The organism is Streptomyces sp. NPDC051243 (assembly GCF_044455405.1).
In the GTDB taxonomy this organism is placed as follows: domain Bacteria; phylum Actinomycetota; class Actinomycetes; order Streptomycetales; family Streptomycetaceae; genus Streptomyces.
In genome coordinates this window covers 217,661-233,750 of record NZ_JBITES010000010.1, presented here as the reverse complement: position 1 = coordinate 233,750, position 16,090 = coordinate 217,661, and the positions used below count along the sequence as shown (strand labels likewise).

Annotated in this window: 16 protein-coding genes and 2 pseudogenes; 7 read left to right on the top strand and 11 right to left on the bottom strand. The window is 72.1% G+C overall.

The features are described 5' to 3' along the window. Positions 1-259: 259 nt before the first annotated feature. Entirely contained in the window at positions 260-1,501 is a 1,242-nt protein-coding gene (locus ACIBAG_RS26165; protein ID WP_399108025.1) for a sensor histidine kinase, read from the bottom strand. Positions 1,502-1,679: 178 nt separating this feature from the next. Between ACIBAG_RS26165 and ACIBAG_RS26160 the strand changes: the two genes are divergently transcribed. Continuing rightward, complete coding sequence (locus tag ACIBAG_RS26160) at positions 1,680-1,880, top strand: hypothetical protein (protein ID WP_399108023.1); 201 nt, start codon at positions 1,680-1,682, stop codon at positions 1,878-1,880. Positions 1,881-1,940: 60 nt separating this feature from the next. Here ACIBAG_RS26160 and ACIBAG_RS26155 read toward each other — a convergent pair whose 3' ends face one another. The 3 genes and pseudogenes from ACIBAG_RS26155 to ACIBAG_RS26145 all read right to left on the bottom strand — a co-directional run. Beyond that, the gene (locus ACIBAG_RS26155; RefSeq protein ID WP_399108022.1) at positions 1,941-2,327 is read right to left on the bottom strand and encodes a ribonuclease domain-containing protein; all 387 of its coding nucleotides are present in this window, start codon (positions 2,325-2,327) and stop codon (positions 1,941-1,943) included. A 154-nt stretch (positions 2,328-2,481) separates the two neighbouring features. Further along, the gene (locus ACIBAG_RS26150; RefSeq protein WP_399108020.1) at positions 2,482-3,108 is read right to left on the bottom strand and encodes a dihydrofolate reductase family protein; all 627 of its coding nucleotides are present in this window, start codon (positions 3,106-3,108) and stop codon (positions 2,482-2,484) included. 171 nt (positions 3,109-3,279) lie between these two features. Further along, positions 3,280-3,352 (bottom strand): annotated as a pseudogene (locus ACIBAG_RS26145) (exodeoxyribonuclease VII small subunit); the annotation flags it as partial. Positions 3,353-3,679: 327 nt separating this feature from the next. On the opposite strand from ACIBAG_RS26145, the pseudogene ACIBAG_RS26140 reads away from it, so the two are divergent. Continuing rightward, positions 3,680-4,225, top strand: a pseudogene (locus ACIBAG_RS26140) (SDR family NAD(P)-dependent oxidoreductase); the annotation flags it as partial. Between the two features lie 155 nt (positions 4,226-4,380). Here the strand turns inward: ACIBAG_RS26140 and alc are convergent. Together alc and allB are read right to left on the bottom strand one after the other, a co-directional pair. Further along, positions 4,381-5,511 (bottom strand): allantoicase, encoded by a 1,131-nt coding sequence (alc, locus tag ACIBAG_RS26135; protein WP_399108018.1) that lies wholly within the window; start codon positions 5,509-5,511, stop codon positions 4,381-4,383. 37 nt (positions 5,512-5,548) lie between these two features. Continuing rightward, positions 5,549-6,889 carry an allantoinase AllB gene (gene allB / locus ACIBAG_RS26130; protein WP_399108017.1) on the bottom strand — a complete coding sequence of 447 codons (1,341 nt, stop codon included), beginning with the start codon at positions 6,887-6,889 and terminating at the stop codon, positions 5,549-5,551. Between the two features lie 250 nt (positions 6,890-7,139). Here allB and ACIBAG_RS26125 point away from each other — a divergent pair, with 250 nt between their 5' ends. Next, positions 7,140-7,937, top strand: a complete 798-nt coding sequence (locus ACIBAG_RS26125) for an IclR family transcriptional regulator (RefSeq protein ID WP_399108015.1) — start codon at positions 7,140-7,142, stop codon at positions 7,935-7,937. Between the two features lie 31 nt (positions 7,938-7,968). On the opposite strand, the gene ACIBAG_RS26120 is transcribed toward ACIBAG_RS26125, so the two are convergent. Continuing rightward, positions 7,969-8,256 carry a DUF5955 family protein gene (locus ACIBAG_RS26120; RefSeq protein ID WP_399108014.1) on the bottom strand — a complete coding sequence of 96 codons (288 nt, stop codon included), beginning with the start codon at positions 8,254-8,256 and terminating at the stop codon, positions 7,969-7,971. Positions 8,257-8,469: 213 nt separating this feature from the next. Here ACIBAG_RS26120 and ACIBAG_RS26115 point away from each other — a divergent pair, with 213 nt between their 5' ends. Next, on the top strand, positions 8,470-9,072 hold the full coding sequence (locus ACIBAG_RS26115; RefSeq protein WP_399108012.1) for an NTP transferase domain-containing protein: 603 nt from the start codon (positions 8,470-8,472) through the stop codon (positions 9,070-9,072). Positions 9,073-9,281: 209 nt separating this feature from the next. Continuing rightward, a complete protein-coding gene (gene aceB, locus ACIBAG_RS26110) occupies positions 9,282-10,904 on the top strand; it encodes a malate synthase A (RefSeq protein ID WP_399108010.1) in 1,623 nt (540 codons plus the stop codon). A 1-nt stretch (position 10,905) separates the two neighbouring features. Here aceB and ACIBAG_RS26105 read toward each other — a convergent pair whose 3' ends face one another. Together ACIBAG_RS26105 and ACIBAG_RS26100 are read right to left on the bottom strand one after the other, a co-directional pair. After that, complete coding sequence (locus ACIBAG_RS26105; RefSeq protein ID WP_399108009.1) at positions 10,906-11,187, bottom strand: SelT/SelW/SelH family protein; 282 nt, start codon at positions 11,185-11,187, stop codon at positions 10,906-10,908. Next, a complete protein-coding gene (locus ACIBAG_RS26100; protein WP_399108008.1) occupies positions 11,184-12,098 on the bottom strand; it encodes a HipA family kinase in 915 nt (304 codons plus the stop codon). Before ACIBAG_RS26100 ends, ACIBAG_RS26105 begins: the two co-directional genes overlap by 4 nt. Before the next feature lie 93 nt (positions 12,099-12,191). Between ACIBAG_RS26100 and ACIBAG_RS26095 the strand changes: the two genes are divergently transcribed. Beyond that, positions 12,192-12,500 (top strand): DUF2180 family protein, encoded by a 309-nt coding sequence (locus ACIBAG_RS26095; RefSeq protein WP_399108006.1) that lies wholly within the window; start codon positions 12,192-12,194, stop codon positions 12,498-12,500. Positions 12,501-12,551: 51 nt separating this feature from the next. On the opposite strand, the gene ACIBAG_RS26090 is transcribed toward ACIBAG_RS26095, so the two are convergent. Both ACIBAG_RS26090 and ACIBAG_RS26085 read right to left on the bottom strand, forming a co-directional pair. Beyond that, positions 12,552-12,824, bottom strand: a complete 273-nt coding sequence (locus ACIBAG_RS26090; RefSeq protein ID WP_399108005.1) for a hypothetical protein — start codon at positions 12,822-12,824, stop codon at positions 12,552-12,554. 122 nt (positions 12,825-12,946) lie between these two features. Beyond that, entirely contained in the window at positions 12,947-14,470 is a 1,524-nt protein-coding gene (locus ACIBAG_RS26085) for an IucA/IucC family protein (protein ID WP_399108004.1), read from the bottom strand. Positions 14,471-14,573: 103 nt separating this feature from the next. Here ACIBAG_RS26085 and ACIBAG_RS26080 point away from each other — a divergent pair, with 103 nt between their 5' ends. After that, positions 14,574-16,079 (top strand): IucA/IucC family protein, encoded by a 1,506-nt coding sequence (locus ACIBAG_RS26080; protein ID WP_399108003.1) that lies wholly within the window; start codon positions 14,574-14,576, stop codon positions 16,077-16,079. The last annotated feature ends 11 nt before the right edge of the window (positions 16,080-16,090 follow it).

The window sequence follows — 16,090 nt, the reverse complement described above, 5'->3', positions numbered from 1 at the left end:
ATCCCGGTGATCCCGTGCCGCACGCGCGCCGCCGGCCAGGGCGGATGGATCGGGAGACGCACGCGCGCGTGGCTCCCGAGACGCACGTGCGGTCGGTCCCGGAGACCCAGGCGCGCGCAGCCCCTGAGACGCGACACGCGCGTGGCTCATGAGACGCACGCACGCGCGTATGGATCCAGAACCCCCGGTACCGCAAAGGGCGGGCCAACGGCCCCCCGCCCAGGCGCCCATCGGGTGCCGCGCCGCCGGACCACCGGCGTCACCCCCACGGCAACCAGGCCCGCACCTCGAAGCCCCCGTCCGCGGTCGGCCCATGCTCCAGCCGGCCGCCCGTCAGTGTGGCCCGTTCCGTCAGTCCGATCAGGCCCTGTCCGGAGCCGGGCACATGCGGCACCTCGCCCTCGGGCGCGGGATTGCGGACCGCCACGGACAGGCCCTCGCCCGGCGCGCCGGTCACCGTCACCGTGACCTCGGTGCCGGGGGCGTGCTTGCGGGCATTGGTCAGGCCCTCCTGGGCGATGCGGTAGGCGGTGCGGCCGACGGACGCGGGCACGGCGGCGGGGTCGGTGACGCGCTGGTCGAGGGTGACCTTCATGCCGGCCTCGCGGGACTCGGTGACCAGCGCCTCCAGCGCCGCGAGGGTCGGCTGCGGACGGCCGGCGTCGTCGGGTTCGCCCGCCCGCAGCACGCCGATGATCTCCCGCAGGTCCTGGAGGGCCTCGTGGGCGCTCTCCCGGATGACGCCGGCCGCCCGCACGATCTCCTCGCGGGGGGCGTCGGGCCGGAACTCCAGCGCGCCCGCGTGCACGCTGAGCAGGGTCAGCCGGTGGGCGAGGACGTCGTGCATCTCCCGGGCGATGGCCTCACGGGCGAGCCGCTGCGCCTGCTCGGCACGCAGCCGGGCCTCCGTCTCGGCGCGCCGGGCGCGGTCGCGCAGGCTCAGCATGAGCTGCCGTTTGGAACGGACGAACATGCCCCAGCCGACCACCGTGACGGTCAGCAGCGACACGAGGACGACCGCCCAGACGTACGACAGGTCGGGCTCCGGGCGCAACAGGAAGTACAGGGGGTTCAGCAGGGCGTACGCCCCGCCCACCCAGGCCACGTACCGGAAGGGCCGGTGCACGGCGAGCGTGAACAGGGCGACCAGGCTCACGCCGCCCGCGGTGCTCGACGCGAGGGAGACCGGGACCATCGCGACGGCGAAGCCGACCGGCCAGCGGCGCCGCAGCCACACCGCGGCGCAGGAGAGCGCGCCGAGGAGTTGATCGAAGGCGGCGTAGCCGTCGGGAAGGTTCTCGTCCTTGATCGTGTCCGCGGCCAGCAGACCGACGAACACCGCGAGCAGGAAGCAGGAGAAGTCGACCACCCAGTCGCGTGCGGTGCGGCGGGGCCGCCGCCCGGAGGGGTCGGGGTCGAACTCCTTGATCAGGGCGGAGGGCAGCAGCCAGCGCCGCCCCGCGAACGCCTGCGGTGCGGACACCTGGTTGTCACGACTCACGGTCGACAAATCTACGCAGCGCCAGGCCCCGACGCGTCCCCGCGCGCCTGATCGACAACCAAAGTCGCGGGATCGGCGACCTTGGTCGCGGCGCGCCGGCCGGAACGTGGACTTCCGTCGCACATGGCTCGCCCCGCGGCCGATTTGCGTGGGGGGTCCGCGGGGCGAGAGTCATGGCATGAAGCAGCTGCTGGAGTTCCTCGGAGTCATGGCCCTGATACAGGGCATCGTGGGACTGGTGAACGAGTTCACCGACTGGGACTGGGGCCTTGTCCAACGGCTCGGCTTCTTCGACGGCTTCGAGATCTACGCGAGCGTCGCACTGCTCGTGCTGGCGTTCGCGCTGTTCGCCGCCGCCGAGAGCCGGAAGTCCGGCTGAGCGCGGACCGGACTTCCGGCCGATGGCGCCGCTCGTCGGCGGCGAGGTGACCTCGAGGGCTCAGCAGCCGTAGTTGATCAGGTCGAACGACGCGTAGTGGTCGGCCGTGTAGTAGTCCTCCCGGTTCTCCTCACCGGTGACGATCCGGCGAGCTCCGCGCGTGGAGGAGCCAGGCGTGATGACCGTGTACTCGTGGTAGTACCCGGACGGCTGGCTGGGCAGGATGCCTTCCCGGTTCCGGAAGACGGTGCCGTCCTGCTCGTACGGGTAGGGGCCGCCCTGCTCGATCAGCTGCAGCGTGTCGTGGGCCTGTGAGGGCAGGTCGCCGTAGCAGATGCTGCCGACCGCGGCGGCCGCCGGGGTCGCGGTGACGGTGCCTCCGACGAGGAGGGCGGACAGGACGGCTGCCGCGGCGCCGATGCGGGTGATTCGTGGGGGGAATCTCATGGCTTCATGATGACGCGCGTAGACAGTGGCATGTCAATGACAACGGCGGAGATTTTCCCGGCAAGTCCGATGAGTTTTCGGGAAGTTAACGTGCGCCCCGGCGTTCTCACCCGATCTCCATGAGGAGGCGTGCGAGAACGCCGGCGGACGGGCGTCACTCGTCCTCGGGGAGCCCGAACGTGCCGTAGTCGGGGCGTCCCGCCAGGTCGTACGAGTGGATGGCGACGCCCTTGCTCGTGGTGCGGCCACCGATGAGCGAGAACTTGGTGGGCACGGCGCCCTCCGCGAACAGTCGGTGGCCCGTGCCGAGCACGACCGGGAACGTCAGCAGATGGAGGGTGTCGACGAGGTCGTGGGCCAGCAGCGACCTGACGAGGGCACCGCTGCCGTGGACCTGGAGCTCGCCGTCGGTGCGCTCCTTGAGGGCGGTGACCTCCTTGACCAGGTCGCCGCTGATCACCGTGGTGCCGGCCCACTCGGGGTCCGTCAGCGTCGAGGAGGCGACGTACTTCGGGAGGGCGTTGAGCTGGGACGCGACCGGGTCGGCGGGGTCGGTCACCTTCGGCCAGTACGACGCGAAGATGTCGTACGTACGGCGCCCGAGGAGGAAGGCTCCCGGACGCGCGAAGACCTCGTTGATGAACTGGCCGAAGTCCTCGTCGGCGTACGGAAAGACCCAGCCGCCGTGCTCGAAGCCGCCGCGGGTGTCCTCCTCCCGGCCGCCGGGTGCCTGGTAGACGCCGTCGAGCGTGACGAAGAGGGTGGAGACGAGCTTGCCCATGAGGAGTGCCTCTTTCCGGGTGTGCGGTCTGTTGTCATCACCTCAGACCCCGTCGGCACCCGCAACTCATCGGTGGGCCGCGCGCCGCCCCGCCGGGCCCTGGCCGCGTCGCCGTGCACGGTCCGGCCGCCCCGGGACCTCGGTGTCCGTTCGCCGCCGGCACCTCGGCGCCCGCGAGCGTCCCGTCCAGCCCGCGCCGGCAGACCCTGGCCAGTTCCTCGCCCCGCTCCCAGAGGGCGAGGGAGACCCTGGTCGGGCACGCCCTGGACCGGCTGGAACCGGCGGAGGAGTACACCCAGCCCCGCCACGACTGCGGAGTGTGGGCCCCACTCCCACCCCACCGGATCCCACTCCCGCTCCACCGGATCCCTCTCCCGCCGTACCGCGCTGGTCTCACTCGCCGGGGCGGCGCTGGCCACGACCGCGGCGTTCCCGGCCTCGGCGACCGAGCGGCACGGCCGCCGGTCCGTCCGGTTCGCCACCTTCGCCTCCCTGAACCGCTCCGCCCAGGGCGGGCTGATCACCGACCTGTCAGACGCCGGACAACGCCCAGGCGAGCTGGGATGGGCCCATGACGACAACCACTCACGTGACCGGAACCCTGCGCGGCAAGGCGGCCCCGGTCACCGGCGGCAGCCGGGGCATCGGCGCGGCGACAGTGCTGCGGCTCGCGCGAGAGGGCGCGGACGTCGCCCCGACCTATGTGAACGGCGGGAGGCGGCCGAGGAGGTCGTACGGGCCGTTCAGGCGCCGGGGCGGCGGACCGTGGCCCTGCGGGCGGACGCCGCGGACGCGGACGAGGCGGCCGGCGCGGTCGGGCGTACGGCCGAGGCGCTCGGGGGCCCGGACGTGCTGGTCAACAACGCCGGCGTGGGCGTCCTGGGCCCGTCGGCGAGCCCTATCGCTCGCGGACGTGGACCGGGTCCTCGCGGTGAACGTCCGGGGCGTCTTCCCGGCCTCCCGGGCGGCCGCCGCCCGCATGACCGCCGGGGGCAGGATCATCACCGTCGGCACCGGCACGACCCAGCGCGTGCCGGGCCCCGGCGGAACGCTCGACGCCACCAGCGAGTCGGCCCTCATCGGCCTGACGAAGGCCCTGGCCCGCGCGGAGCCTCCGGCGGTTGAGCGGGGTTATGGTGCCGGTGCATGTCGGTGACCGTTCCTGGGGGCTGCCGCCCCCAGACCCCCGCTTCGGCCCCGAAATGGCCACGTCCTCAAACGCCGGACGGGCTCAAAGATCCGAACCGGCGTCTGAGGAGCGCGCCTCCTGTCTCAGCCGCCCAGCTCCTGGTGCCGGGCCGCCAGGCCCGCCGCTCCCTGCTCCGTGAGCGAGCCGTGCAGCCGCAGCCGGGAGATGCCGCCGTCCGGGAAGATGTCCACGCGCGCGTGCGTGCCGACGGCGGGGGTCGGCAGGACGAAACGGTGGTTGGTGTCGGGCTGGAGGCGGGTGCGCGGGAGGATCTCCTGCCAGTCGCCGTCCTCTCCGTCCTTCACCGACACCGACGCCCAGCCGGCGCTGTTGCCCTTCAGGTACGCCGTGTCGATCTCGATCGCCCGGATCTGGGACTGCGCCGCCAGCCGGTAGCGGATCCAGTCGTTGCCCTGGTCGCGGCGTCGGCGCGTCTCCCAGCCGTCGTCCATCTTGCGGGAGCGACCCGGCTGGATGGTGTTCGTGGCGGGCGAGTAGAAGAGGTTGGAGGCGTCCTCGACCTGCCCGCCGTTCTCCAGGGCGACCACGTCGAAGGTGCCGAGAACCGACAGCCACTCGGGGTCGGGTGCCACCTCTCCGTACACGCGCAGGCGCGCGATGCCGCCGTCGGGGTGCTGGTTGACCCGGAGGTGGGTGAAGCGCTGCTCGACGTCGATGGAGAAACCATTCGCCGCGTGGCCGCCGACCGGTGTGCGCGGCACCAGCGTCGTCCACTTCACGTCGTCCGCCAGCAGTTCCTGAGGCGACGGAGAGCCCGGCACGCAGGCGCCCTCGACGGACACCGCCTGCGGGTAGTTGCCGCGGAAGTGGGCCGTGTCGACGACGATTCCGCGGATCACGCCGGGCGCCCCGAGCCGGACCAGCGCCCAGTCGTGGTCCTCGGCCGTCGGCCAGGGGTGCTCGGCGGAGGCGCCACGCCGCCGCCGGGTCTCCCAGCCGTCCATGACCTTGCCCTTGTGCCCGAAGTGCTCGGGGTCGAACTCGGCCCGCTCGGGCACCAGCAGGTTCTCGCGCTGGGCGAAGAACTCGTCGTTGGCGGCGATGACTCCGGCGCCCAGCCTGCGGTCGGCGAGGTTGGCGTACTGGGTGAAGGGGAAGTCGGCGGTGCGGTAGTCCGCGTACGGGTCGCCGCCTCCGTAGGGGTTCGCGTCGCCGGTGAAACTGGCCAAACCGGATTGGTGCTGGGCCGTCACGGTGATCAGGTCTGCCTTTCGAGTCGGTGGGTGGGATTCAGGAGGTCCGGGTGAGGAGTTGCCCCTTCGGCTCGGTGAACTCGCCGTCCGCGACGATGCGTTCGCCGCGCAGCCAGGTGGCCTTCACGACGCCGTACAGGGTCTTGCCCGCGTACGCCGTCACACGGTTGCGGTGCTGGAGGGCGGCCGGGTCGACCGTGAACGTCTCGTCGGGCGCGAGGACGGCGAAGTCGGCGTCGCGGCCCGCCTCGATGGCGCCCTTGCGGTCGTCGAGCCCGACCAGTTCCGCTGTCCGCGAGGACATCCAGCGGACCACGTCCTCCAGGCCGTACCCGCGCTTGCGGGCCTCCGTCCACACGGCCGACAGACTCAGCTGGAGCCCTGAGATACCGCCCCAGGCGGTCGCGAAGTCGTCGGTCTTCAGGTCGGCCGTGGAGGGCGAGTGGTCGGTCACCACGCAGTCGATCGTGCCGTCGGCCAGTGCCTGCCAGAGCAGGTCCTGGTTGGCGGACTCGCGGATCGGCGGGCAGCACTTGAACTCGCTGGCGCCGTCCGGGACTTCCTCGGCGGTCAGGGTCAGGTAGTGCGGGCAGGTCTCGACCGTGATGCGCACACCCTCCGCCCTCGCCTCGGCGATCAGCGGCAGCGCGTCGCTCGACGAGAGGTGGAGTACGTGCACGCGCGCGTCGAGGCGCCTCGCCTGGGCGATCAGCTGGGCGATCGCGGTGTCCTCCGCGTCGCGCGGGCGTGAGGCGAGGAAGTCGGCGTACTTGGGGCCGCCCTGCTGAGGGGCGGCGTCGAGGTGGTGCGGGTCCTCGGCGTGCACGATCAGCAGGCCGCCGAAGGAGGCGATCTCGGCCAGGGACTGGGCGAGCCGGTCCTGGTCCAGGTGCGGAAACTCGTCCACGCCGGACGGCGAGAGGAAGGCCTTGAAGCCGAAGACGCCGGACTCGTGCAGCGGGCGCAGGTCCTTGACGTTGTCGGGCAGGGCGCCGCCCCAGAAGCCGACGTCGATGTGCGCCTTGTCTGCGGCGACCTCCTGCTTCGTACGGAGGTGGTCGACCGTCGTCGTCGGCGGGAGGGAGTTGAGCGGCATGTCGACGAGGGTGGTGATGCCGCCGGCCGCCGCCGCGCGCGTGGCGGTCCAGAAGCCCTCCCACTCGGTGCGCCCGGGGTCGTTGACGTGTACGTGCGTGTCGACCAGGCCGGGCAGCAGGACGTCGTCGCCGAGGTCCTCCAGCCGGGCGCCGGACGGGACGTCGGCGTCGTACGGGAGTACGGCCGTGATCTTTCCGCCGGCGACCGCGACCGAGGCGGCCCGCGTCCCCTCGGGTGTGATGACGCGCGTCGAGCGCAGCACCAGTTCAGCGTCGGACACCCGGACCCCTCTCTGCCGCCGTTTACTTCCGCGTAACGGAATTCAACTTTCTGTTGAAGGAGTCTTCACTCCCGTTCCCGCGCCGTCAAGGGCACACTTCTCCACAGTGCACCCAGAGCCCACTCTCTGGACGTTTCCACAAAGCGGAATTAGAATTCCGGCAGGCAGAACGTAGCTACGTACAACCGGGGAGTCAACCGACTGCCGGGTAGGCTTCTGCCCTTCCCGCCAGTCCCGAAAGGAACGCGCCGTGCCGACGTCCAGCGCCAGCACCACCGACTCCGCCAAGTCCAATGGCGGCGGGGTCCAGTCCCTCGAGCGCGCCTTCGATCTGCTGGAGCGGATGGCGGACGCGGGCGGCGAGGTCGGTCTGAGCGAGCTCTCCGCGAGCAGCGGGCTGCCGCTGCCCACCATCCACCGCCTCATGCGGACACTCGTCGCCTGCGGCTACGTCCGCCAGCAGCCCAACCGCCGCTACGCCCTCGGCCCGCGCCTGATCCGCCTGGGCGAGTCCGCCTCCCGGCTCCTCGGCACCTGGGCCCGGCCGTACCTCGCCAGGCTCGTCGAGGAGACCGGCGAGACGGCGAACATGGCACTGCTCGACGGGGACGAGATCGTGTACGTCGCCCAGGTGCCGTCCAAGCACTCGATGCGCATGTTCACCGAGGTCGGCCGGCGCGTGCTGCCGCACTCCACGGGCGTCGGCAAGGCACTGCTCGCGAACACCCCGGACGACGAGGTGCGCGCCCTGCTGTCCCGCACCGGCATGCCGGCCGCGACGGAGAAGACGATCACCACGGCGGACGGCTTCCTGGCGGCGCTGGCGGAGGTGCGCAACAGCGGCTACGCGATCGACGACAACGAGCAGGAGGTCGGCGTCCGCTGCCTCGCGGTCTCGGTTCCGAACTCCCCCACCGCCGCCGCCATCTCGATCTCCGGCCCGGCCGGCCGGGTCACGGAGGCGGCGACGGAGAAGATCGTGCCGGTGCTGCAGCAGGTGGCGGCGGAGCTGTCGCAGGCGCTGGCGACTCCGACGCCGACGGCGTAGCCCTCCCCCCAGTTCCGAGCGCGGACCGGGTTCAGCGGTGCGGCGACTCCCCGAACAGATCCACGGCGTTGCGAACATCGGACAAGCCCCGGGACAGCGCGCTCACGGACCCGATCGCCCCCGCGAGCAACAGCAGCGACCTCCGCAGCCGCGGCATCTCCGGGACCCCGTCGATCGTCATCGCGGCCAGCGCGGCGAGTTCGTCCTCGGCGATCACCCGGTCCGGGAACTCGGCGGGGTGTGCGGCGAGTTCGCGGCGCAGACGGGACACAGCCGTCCGCAGTTCCGCCACCCTCGGGTCCTCGTCGCTGCCCGTCACCGGCCTCTGCCCCAAGCTCCGCAACACAGCACTCCCCCCTCGCACGCCGTTGTGCGCCAGTAGTCCCGCTCCCCCGTCGAGCCCCCCTGGCATTGGTCGGGCGCCGGGGACGCGGGTCAGTAAACGCCACGCGTTGCCGATGCGCCACCGCGTGAGCGGAAATTCAGTCGTTGGAAGTCGGGCGCTCGCGCACCTGTCAGGTATGCAGGACGCATGACTGAGAAGGACGCGCCCCCGGTCACCGGTCTGCTCCTCGCCGCAGGCGGTGGACGGCGACTCGGCGGACGGCCCAAGGCACTGCTCCGGCACCGTGGCCGGCCGCTCGTCGAGCACGCCGTCGGGGTGCTGCGCGCGGCCGGCTGCGCCCGTGTGCACGTGGTGCTGGGGGCGCGGGCCGACGCCGTACGGGAGCAGGCCGAGCTCGGTGACTGCCTACTGGTGGAGAACCCGGGCTGGGCCGACGGAATGGGCTCCTCCCTGCGCGCCGGGCTCGGCTCGCTCGCCGGCACGGGCGCGCGGGCGGCGCTCGTCGCGCTCGTCGACCAGCCCGGCATCGGGCCGGCGGCGGTGGCCCGGGTGCTCGCCGCGTACGAGGGTGAGACGTCGCTCGTCTCGGCCGCCTACGACGGGGTACGCGGGCATCCCGTGCTCTTGGGTGCCGCCCACTGGGCGGGCATCGCCGCGACCGCGACCGGCGACCGGGGGGCGCGCACCTATCTGAAGGCGCACGAGGAAGCGCTTCGGCTCGTCGAGTGCGGGGACGTGGCACGGCCGTACGACATCGACACGGAGGCCGATCTCGCCCACCTTGAGTAAGGGTGGTGGCACCCAGAGCCACCTTCCCTCGACTCAGAGAATCTCGACGTCAACAAACCATTGAACTTCCACCATGAGGAAACTAGTATCCACTGTTCAGAAGCGCCCGACTGCTCCCCGGGCGTTCCTCGCCGTACCCGGGAAGACTGGCACCCGGTGCCAACGCTCGTACGCGAGTCGCTTGTAGCTCGCTGAAGGAAGTGACGCTCATGTCCGCACCAGCGCCGTCCCCGCTGGCCATCGTCGACGCCGAGCCCCTGCCCCGGCAGGAGGAGGTCCTCACGGAGGCGGCCCTCGCCTTCGTGGCCGAGCTGCACCGCCGGTTCACGCCCCGGCGTGACGAACTCCTCGCCCGCCGTGCGGAGCGCCGCGCCGAGATCGCCCGCACCTCCACCCTCGACTTCCTCCCGGAGACCGCCGCGATCCGCGCGGACGACTCCTGGAGGGTGGGCCCGTGCCCGCCCGCGCTGCAGGACCGCCGGGTCGAGATCACCGGCCCCACCGACCGCAAGATGACCATCAACGCCCTCAACTCGGGGGCGAGGATCTGGCTCGCGGACTTCGAGGACGCCTCGGCGCCCACCTGGGAGAACGTCGTCCTCGGCCAGCTCAACCTGATCGACGCCTACACCCGGAACATCGACTTCACCGACCCGAAGTCCGGCAAGTCGTACACCCTGCGCCCGAACGACGAACTCGCCACTGTCGTCATGCGCCCCCGCGGCTGGCACCTCAACGAGCGTCACCTGCAGATCGACGGCGAGCAGGTCCCCGGCGCCTTCGTCGACTTCGGTCTGTACTTCTTCCACAACGCCCAGCGCCTGCTCGACCTCGGCAAGGGCCCGTACTTCTACCTCCCGAAGACGGAATCGCACCTGGAGGCCCGCCTCTGGAACGACGTGTTCGTCTTCGCGCAGGACTACGTCGGCATCCCGCAGGGCACCGTCCGTGCGACCGTCCTGATCGAGACGATCACGGCGGCGTACGAGATGGAGGAGATCCTCTACGAACTCCGCGACCACGCCTCCGGGTTGAACGCCGGCCGCTGGGACTACCTGTTCTCCATCGTCAAGAACTTCCGCGACGGCGGCGCCAAGTTCGTCCTGCCGGACCGCAACGCGGTGACGATGACCGCCCCGTTCATGCGCGCCTACACCGAACTCCTCGTCCGCACCTGCCACAAGCGCGGCGCGCACGCGATCGGCGGCATGGCGGCGTTCATCCCGTCCCGCCGGGACGCCGAGGTCAACAAGGTGGCCTTCGAGAAGGTCCGCGCCGACAAGGACCGCGAGGCCGGCGACGGCTTCGACGGCTCCTGGGTGGCCCACCCCGACCTGGTCCCGATCGCCATGGAGTCCTTCGACAAGGTCCTCGGCGACCGGCCGAACCAGAAGGACCGCCTGCGCGAGGACGTCCACGTCGAGGCGGCCGACCTGATCGCGATCGACTCGCTGGACGCCAAGCCGACCTACCCGGGCCTGGTCAACGCCGTCCAGGTCGGCATCCGCTACATCGAGGCGTGGCTGCGCGGCCTGGGCGCGGTGGCCATCTTCAACCTCATGGAGGACGCGGCCACCGCCGAGATCTCCCGCTCGCAGATCTGGCAGTGGATCAACGCGGGCGTCGAGTTCGAGAACGGCGAGAAGGCCACCCCGGAGCTGGCCCGCAAGGTCGCCGCCGAGGAGCTGGCGAACATCCGCGCCGAGATCGGCGAGGAGGCCTTCGCGGCCGGCCACTGGCAGCAGGCCCACGACCTGCTCCTTGAGGTCTCTCTCGACGAGAACTACGCCGACTTCCTGACCCTGCCGGCGTACGAGCAGCTGAAGGGCTGATCTACTCCTGCGAAGGCTTGTCCGAGTGGCCCAGGGGCTTCCCCGGGGCCACTCGGTCGCGTACGGCCTGCTTCACGGCCGTCGGCTCGGGAAAGCCCTGCTCCCGGCGGTCCCAGACCACCTCGCCGTCGACACGCACGACGAACACCCCGCCCTTGCCGGGCTTCAGCGCCAGCTCGGACAGCTCCGCCTCGAAGGTGGTGAGCAGTTCCTGCGCCAGCCAGGCGGCGCGGGGCAGCCAGCGGCACTGTGTGCAGTATTCGATCTCGACACGGCCACTCATCCGAGGTGCACCGACCAATCCTGTTCCGCGGCCGGCTTGCCGTGCAGGTCGGGGACCCGCTTCAGCCACTTCGGCCTGCCTTCCTGTGACTTCGCCGCCCGCAGGGCCTCCTCGGCGGCGAGTTCCTCCCTGGTGGGGAAGTCGGTGGGGAGCCAGGCCGCGGAGGCCCGCACGCGCGCGTGGAGGTATCCGACGTACGCCTCACGGACCGCGTCGGGCGTCGTGAGACCCGCCTCGGCGGTCAGCCAGGCGTCCGGTACCTCCGCCGCGATCGCGCGCAGGAGTTCCTCGGTCACCCTGGGCGCCAGCTCCGCGTCGGCGGCGCGCACGTCCGGGGCGTAGTGGCCGAGGGCGTGGTGGCGCAGGTCGTACGCCTTCTCGGGGTCCGAGCCGTCCCAGCGGTGGTGGAAGACCAGGGCCGCACCGTGGTCGATCAGCCACAGGTGCGCGGGTGCCGTGCCGAACGTCGGCCAGATCATCAGGTTCGAGCTGTGGACCGTGCGGTCGACGTTCGCGGTCAGGGCGTCCAGCCAGACGATCCGGCCGGCCTCCAGCGGGTCGACACGGAAGGTCTTCGCGACCTCCGGGGTGAAGTCCCGCGCGCCCGGCAGGTAGTCCATGCCGAGGTTGACGCCCCCGCTGGACGCGTGCAGGTCCCGCACCTCCTGGTGCGGCTCGTGCCCCGCGATCGCGGGGTCGAAGTGGACCAGGACCAGCTCGGGGAAGCGCAGCCCCAGCGCGCGGGCCAGCTCGCCCACGATCACCTCGGCGACCAGCGCCTTGCGGCCCTGCGCGGAGCCGGTGAACTTCACGACGTAGGTGCCCAGGTCGTCCGCCTCGACCACGCCGGGTACGGAGCCGCCGGACCTCAGGGGTGCGATGTAGCGGGCAGCGGTGACCTCTCTCAGCATTTCTCAGGCCACACCCGTCTTCGACCTTGCAATCCATGACCGGTCCCGCGCCACGGTCCCTATGGACGCGCCCACCCCAACAGTGTCGCAGAGATGCGAGGGAGCCACGTTTGCGGCGCCGCTGCGGGGGCACTCCGAAGTCCCCGGCAAGCGAGTCGGCCTGCGCCGGCGGCTCTTTCGGCTGAGGGGTCCCAGATGAATTGCTATGAATGCGTCCAGCAGGGGCGCGCCTCGCAAGCAGTGGCCGTCTGCCGACTGTGCGGAGCCGGCGTATGCGCCGACCACGTGCACAGCGAGACGATCCAGGTTCGTGAGCCCGCCCAGCCGGGCAAGGTGATACATGATCAGCCGGCCCGCCGGTTGACCTGCCCGGTGTGCCGTGCGGCGGAGGAGTCGCACTGACGGGCCCGCCCGGCCCATGTCGGGCGGCCCCGCGCCGTCCACCGGCGCCGGTCAGTCCGCTTTCCGCTCCGGCAGCGGAGAGTAGCCGCTGGGTCCCGGCGTTCGGCCCTCCGGGGGGTAGTCGCAGTCGAGGCTGGAGATCTCGTAGTCCTCGCCCTCGTTCTGCTCCTGGTCGACGACGACCGCGGCCGTGCAGACACGGCCGTGCTTGTCGGTGAACGTGACGATCTCGCTGTAGTCCGTAGGGGCGTTGCCGCATCCCGCGAGCAGCAGCACCGCCACCCCGGCGACCCCCACGACGCCGATCCCCCGCAACCGTTCCATTCCTCGCCCCTCCAGGTCCGCCTCGCGGCCCAACTCGCCTGCCGCTCCTCAACGTAGCCGTCGGAACCGGCCCCTTCCTCGCCTTCGCCGGTATCGCCCGTCCCCACTCGGTGCTCAGCGGATCACGTACCGGCCAGCGGGTTCGGCAGCGGCCGGTAGCGGGCGGCGGCGCCGTCGGCGTTGGTCCAGCGCAGGAGCAGGTTCGTCTTGCCGGGGAGGGTGGGCGCGGTGAGCAGGCCGGCGATCTCGGGCAGGTCGTGGCGGGCGAGTTCGCGGCGTACGGCCGGCCAGGGGTCCAGGCCCGGACGGCGTTCGGCCAGCGCTCCGGCGACCTCCACGAGATGGTTGACGACCAGGCAGTACACCAGCCGCTCCCAGCCGGCCGCCCGCTCCACGTCCGCCGGCAGCTTCACGCCCTCGGCGTCCCGGAACAGGGCCTGTACGGGCATGCCGTCGGTGTCGACGGCGACCAGCGTGTTCTGCAGGTGTGCTTCGAGTACGACGCCGTGGTCGGCGAAGGCGGCGAGCGCGGGCGGGACGACCTGGGCGAGATAGGCCTCCCACCACGCCGCCGGGTCCTCGGCGCCGTCGAGCGGACTGCCCGCGAAGCCCTCGACCAGCCCGGCGGCGAGCAGCGGTGTCGCGCCCGGCAGCACATGGTCCCGCAGCCCGTCGCGGACCAGGACCGCGAGTTCCTCGAAGGCGAAGGCGGCGGTGCGGTAGCCGCGGTCGCCGAGCCAGGCGGCGGGGCCGTCCAGCGCGGCGAAGGCGGTGGCCGCCGCGGTGTCGGTGCGGCGGACCTTCAGCAGGTCGTGGCGCCACAGTCGGCGGATGTCGTTGGTGATGCGCACATCGAGGCTGAACTTGAGGAAGAGGTCGCGCTCGGGAGCGTAGAGCGTGCGGATCGCGGCCGTCGGCCAGACGTCGAAGGCGGTCGTGCCGAGACGCAGCAGCCTGCCGTCCGCGAAGGCCTCCGTGAGGTCCCGGCCGACCAGGTCGAGCTGCCAGGGGTGTGCGGGCAGCAGCCGGTAGCCGGGCGGGGCCTCGCCGAGGGCGTCGAGGGCCGAGGTGTCGCCCTCCTCGACGACCGCGTCCTCGCGCAGCGCGAGCAGCGTCAGCGGGAAGCGGGCGTGTGCCTCCGGGGCGTACGGCAGCCAGGCCGCGACCGGGCCGCCGCCGCGTGCCTTGGGGGCGGGGTGGTAGGGGTGGCCGGTGAGGAGGGACTGCTCGGAGCGCAGGTACGGGTCGTCCGGCGGCGTCGCACGCGCGCGTGCCGTGAGCAGCGCGGCCACCGCGTCCCGGCTGTCGACCATCTCGGCGGGCAGTTCGTGGTTGGACACACCGGTGTGGCGGCGCAGTTCCTCCGCGACGAGCTTGACGAGCTCGGTGTGCCCGACGCGCCGCCACCCGTCGGCCGCCCGCACCTCGGGCTCGGCGGGCCGCCGCTCGCCGAGGACCCGCAGCAGCCGGTCCGAGCCGGGCAGCCGGTACACGCGCCGCGCACCGTCCGGCTCCGTGGGGTCCGCCTCGCCGGAGCCGACGTGCGGTTCGGCCACCTCGCGCAGCAGGCAGTTGAGCAGGGGCGCGACCGCGTGGGCGTCGGCGCGTTCCGCGACGTCGGCGGCGGGTGGAGGGTTGAGGTGCACGCGATCCACTCGTTCTCTACGGTCCGTTCAGGCGGGAAGACGATCAGTATGTCTGTCGTCGGCACCTGACCCGACGCCCTACTCGTACCCGAGGAGCCCACCCGTGCACCGTCCCCCCAGCGCCGAGGCCGAGGTCGCCGCCGAACTGGCCGACGCACGCCCCGAACTCGCCTCGCGGTACGCGGCCGAGCTCCCCGGGGCACGGGCCGCCGTGCTGACCCGGCTCTGGCGCGCGCTCGCGTACGAGCCGTTGCCCTGGGTGACCCTCCGTGAGCGGCGCCGGGACGGCCTCACCCTGCGCCTTTCCGACGGCCGCCGGCTGCACGGCCCGCACGCCGACCCGTTCGCCACCGCCGCGTACGTCACCGCCGTACGCCTGGACGAGACGTCGTACGACGATCCGGCCCGCCTGCTGACCGACCTCTGCGTGCCGCACGGTACGTCCTTCGCCGCCGAACTCGGCCACAGTGTCGCCTCGTTGGCGTTGTCACGGGCGGGGCAGGACGCCCACTCGAAGGAGTGGCCCCGGCACGACTGGGAGTGGGAGCAGCGGGTGGTGGACGGGCATCCGTTCCATCCCAACTGCCGTTCCCGGCCCGGTTTCTCGGTGGCCGAGCAGCTGGCGTACGGGCCGGAGCACCGGCCGGTGGTGACGCTGGGGCGGGTGCCGGTGCGGGCGGAGGAGTGCCTGGTGACGGGCGAGTGGCCGCAGGGGATGCGGGACGGGGAGCGGCTGCTGATCCCCGTGCATCCGTGGCAGGCCGAGCATGTGCTCAAGCGCCCGCACGACGACGGGATCGCGGCGCATCCGCTGATGTCCCTGCGTACGCTCGCCCTCCCCGCAGGGCCGCACGTCAAGACCGCGCTGAGCGCCCGGCTGACGTCGTCGGTGCGGGACATCTCGGTGTACTCCATCGGCCTCTCGGCCACGCTGTCGGCCTTCGCGGAGACCCTCGCGGCCCGCATGGACGGGCTGCTGCACGTCACCCGCACCCTGGGGGCCGCCACCGCGGGCTCGCCGGATCTGGCGGCGGTGGTGCGCGAGTCGCCGCAGGTGTACGCGGCTCCGGGTGAGCGGGTGGTACCGGTGGCCGCGCTGGCCACCACGGAACTGCCGGAATCACCCGCGTGGTTGGGCGAGTTCGCGCGTCTCGCGCTCAGCGTGGGGCTGCGGCTGCTGGAGCTGGGCGTGGCGCTGGAGGCGCACGGTCAGAACCTGCTCGTGGTGCTGTCGGCCGACGGCTCCCCGGTGCGGCTGGTCTACCGCGACCTCGCGGACATCCGGGTCAGCCCGGCGCGGCTGGCCCGGCACGGCATCCCGGTGCCGGAGCTGACCGGCCGGATCGTCACGGACGACGTGCCGGCCCTGCGCCGCAAGCTGTTCGGTTCGCTGGCGGCGGGGGCGCTCGCGGGTACGGCGGGCTCGGGCGCGGCGTTGCGCGGGGCGCTGGAGACGGCCGTACGGGATCTGCCGGGCACCGGAGATCTGGCCGCGCTGCGCGAGGAGGCGCTGCCCACGAAGGCGCTGACGCTGATGCGGCTGTCGCCGGGGTCACCCGGGGATCAGTGGGCCCAGTTGCCCAATCCGCTGCTCACCGAGGTGTTCTGAACCTGTTTTGG

What these genes read in the sequence shown, in the direction of transcription:
- ACIBAG_RS26090 (WP_399108005.1), bottom strand. Translation starts at nt 12,824, where the DNA reads ATGGAACGGTTGCGGGGGATCGGCGTCGTGGGGGTCGCCGGGGTGGCG.
- aceB (WP_399108010.1), top strand. Translation starts at nt 9,282, where the DNA reads ATGTCCGCACCAGCGCCGTCCCCGCTGGCCATCGTCGACGCCGAGCCC.
- ACIBAG_RS26115 (WP_399108012.1), top strand. Translation starts at nt 8,470, where the DNA reads ATGACTGAGAAGGACGCGCCCCCGGTCACCGGTCTGCTCCTCGCCGCA.
- ACIBAG_RS26105 (WP_399108009.1), bottom strand. Translation starts at nt 11,187, where the DNA reads ATGAGTGGCCGTGTCGAGATCGAATACTGCACACAGTGCCGCTGGCTG.
- ACIBAG_RS26150 (WP_399108020.1), bottom strand. Translation starts at nt 3,108, where the DNA reads ATGGGCAAGCTCGTCTCCACCCTCTTCGTCACGCTCGACGGCGTCTAC.
- ACIBAG_RS26095 (WP_399108006.1), top strand. Translation starts at nt 12,192, where the DNA reads ATGCGAGGGAGCCACGTTTGCGGCGCCGCTGCGGGGGCACTCCGAAGT.
- ACIBAG_RS26100 (WP_399108008.1), bottom strand. Translation starts at nt 12,098, where the DNA reads ATGCTGAGAGAGGTCACCGCTGCCCGCTACATCGCACCCCTGAGGTCC.
- ACIBAG_RS26160 (WP_399108023.1), top strand. Translation starts at nt 1,680, where the DNA reads ATGAAGCAGCTGCTGGAGTTCCTCGGAGTCATGGCCCTGATACAGGGC.
- ACIBAG_RS26155 (WP_399108022.1), bottom strand. Translation starts at nt 2,327, where the DNA reads ATGAGATTCCCCCCACGAATCACCCGCATCGGCGCCGCGGCAGCCGTC.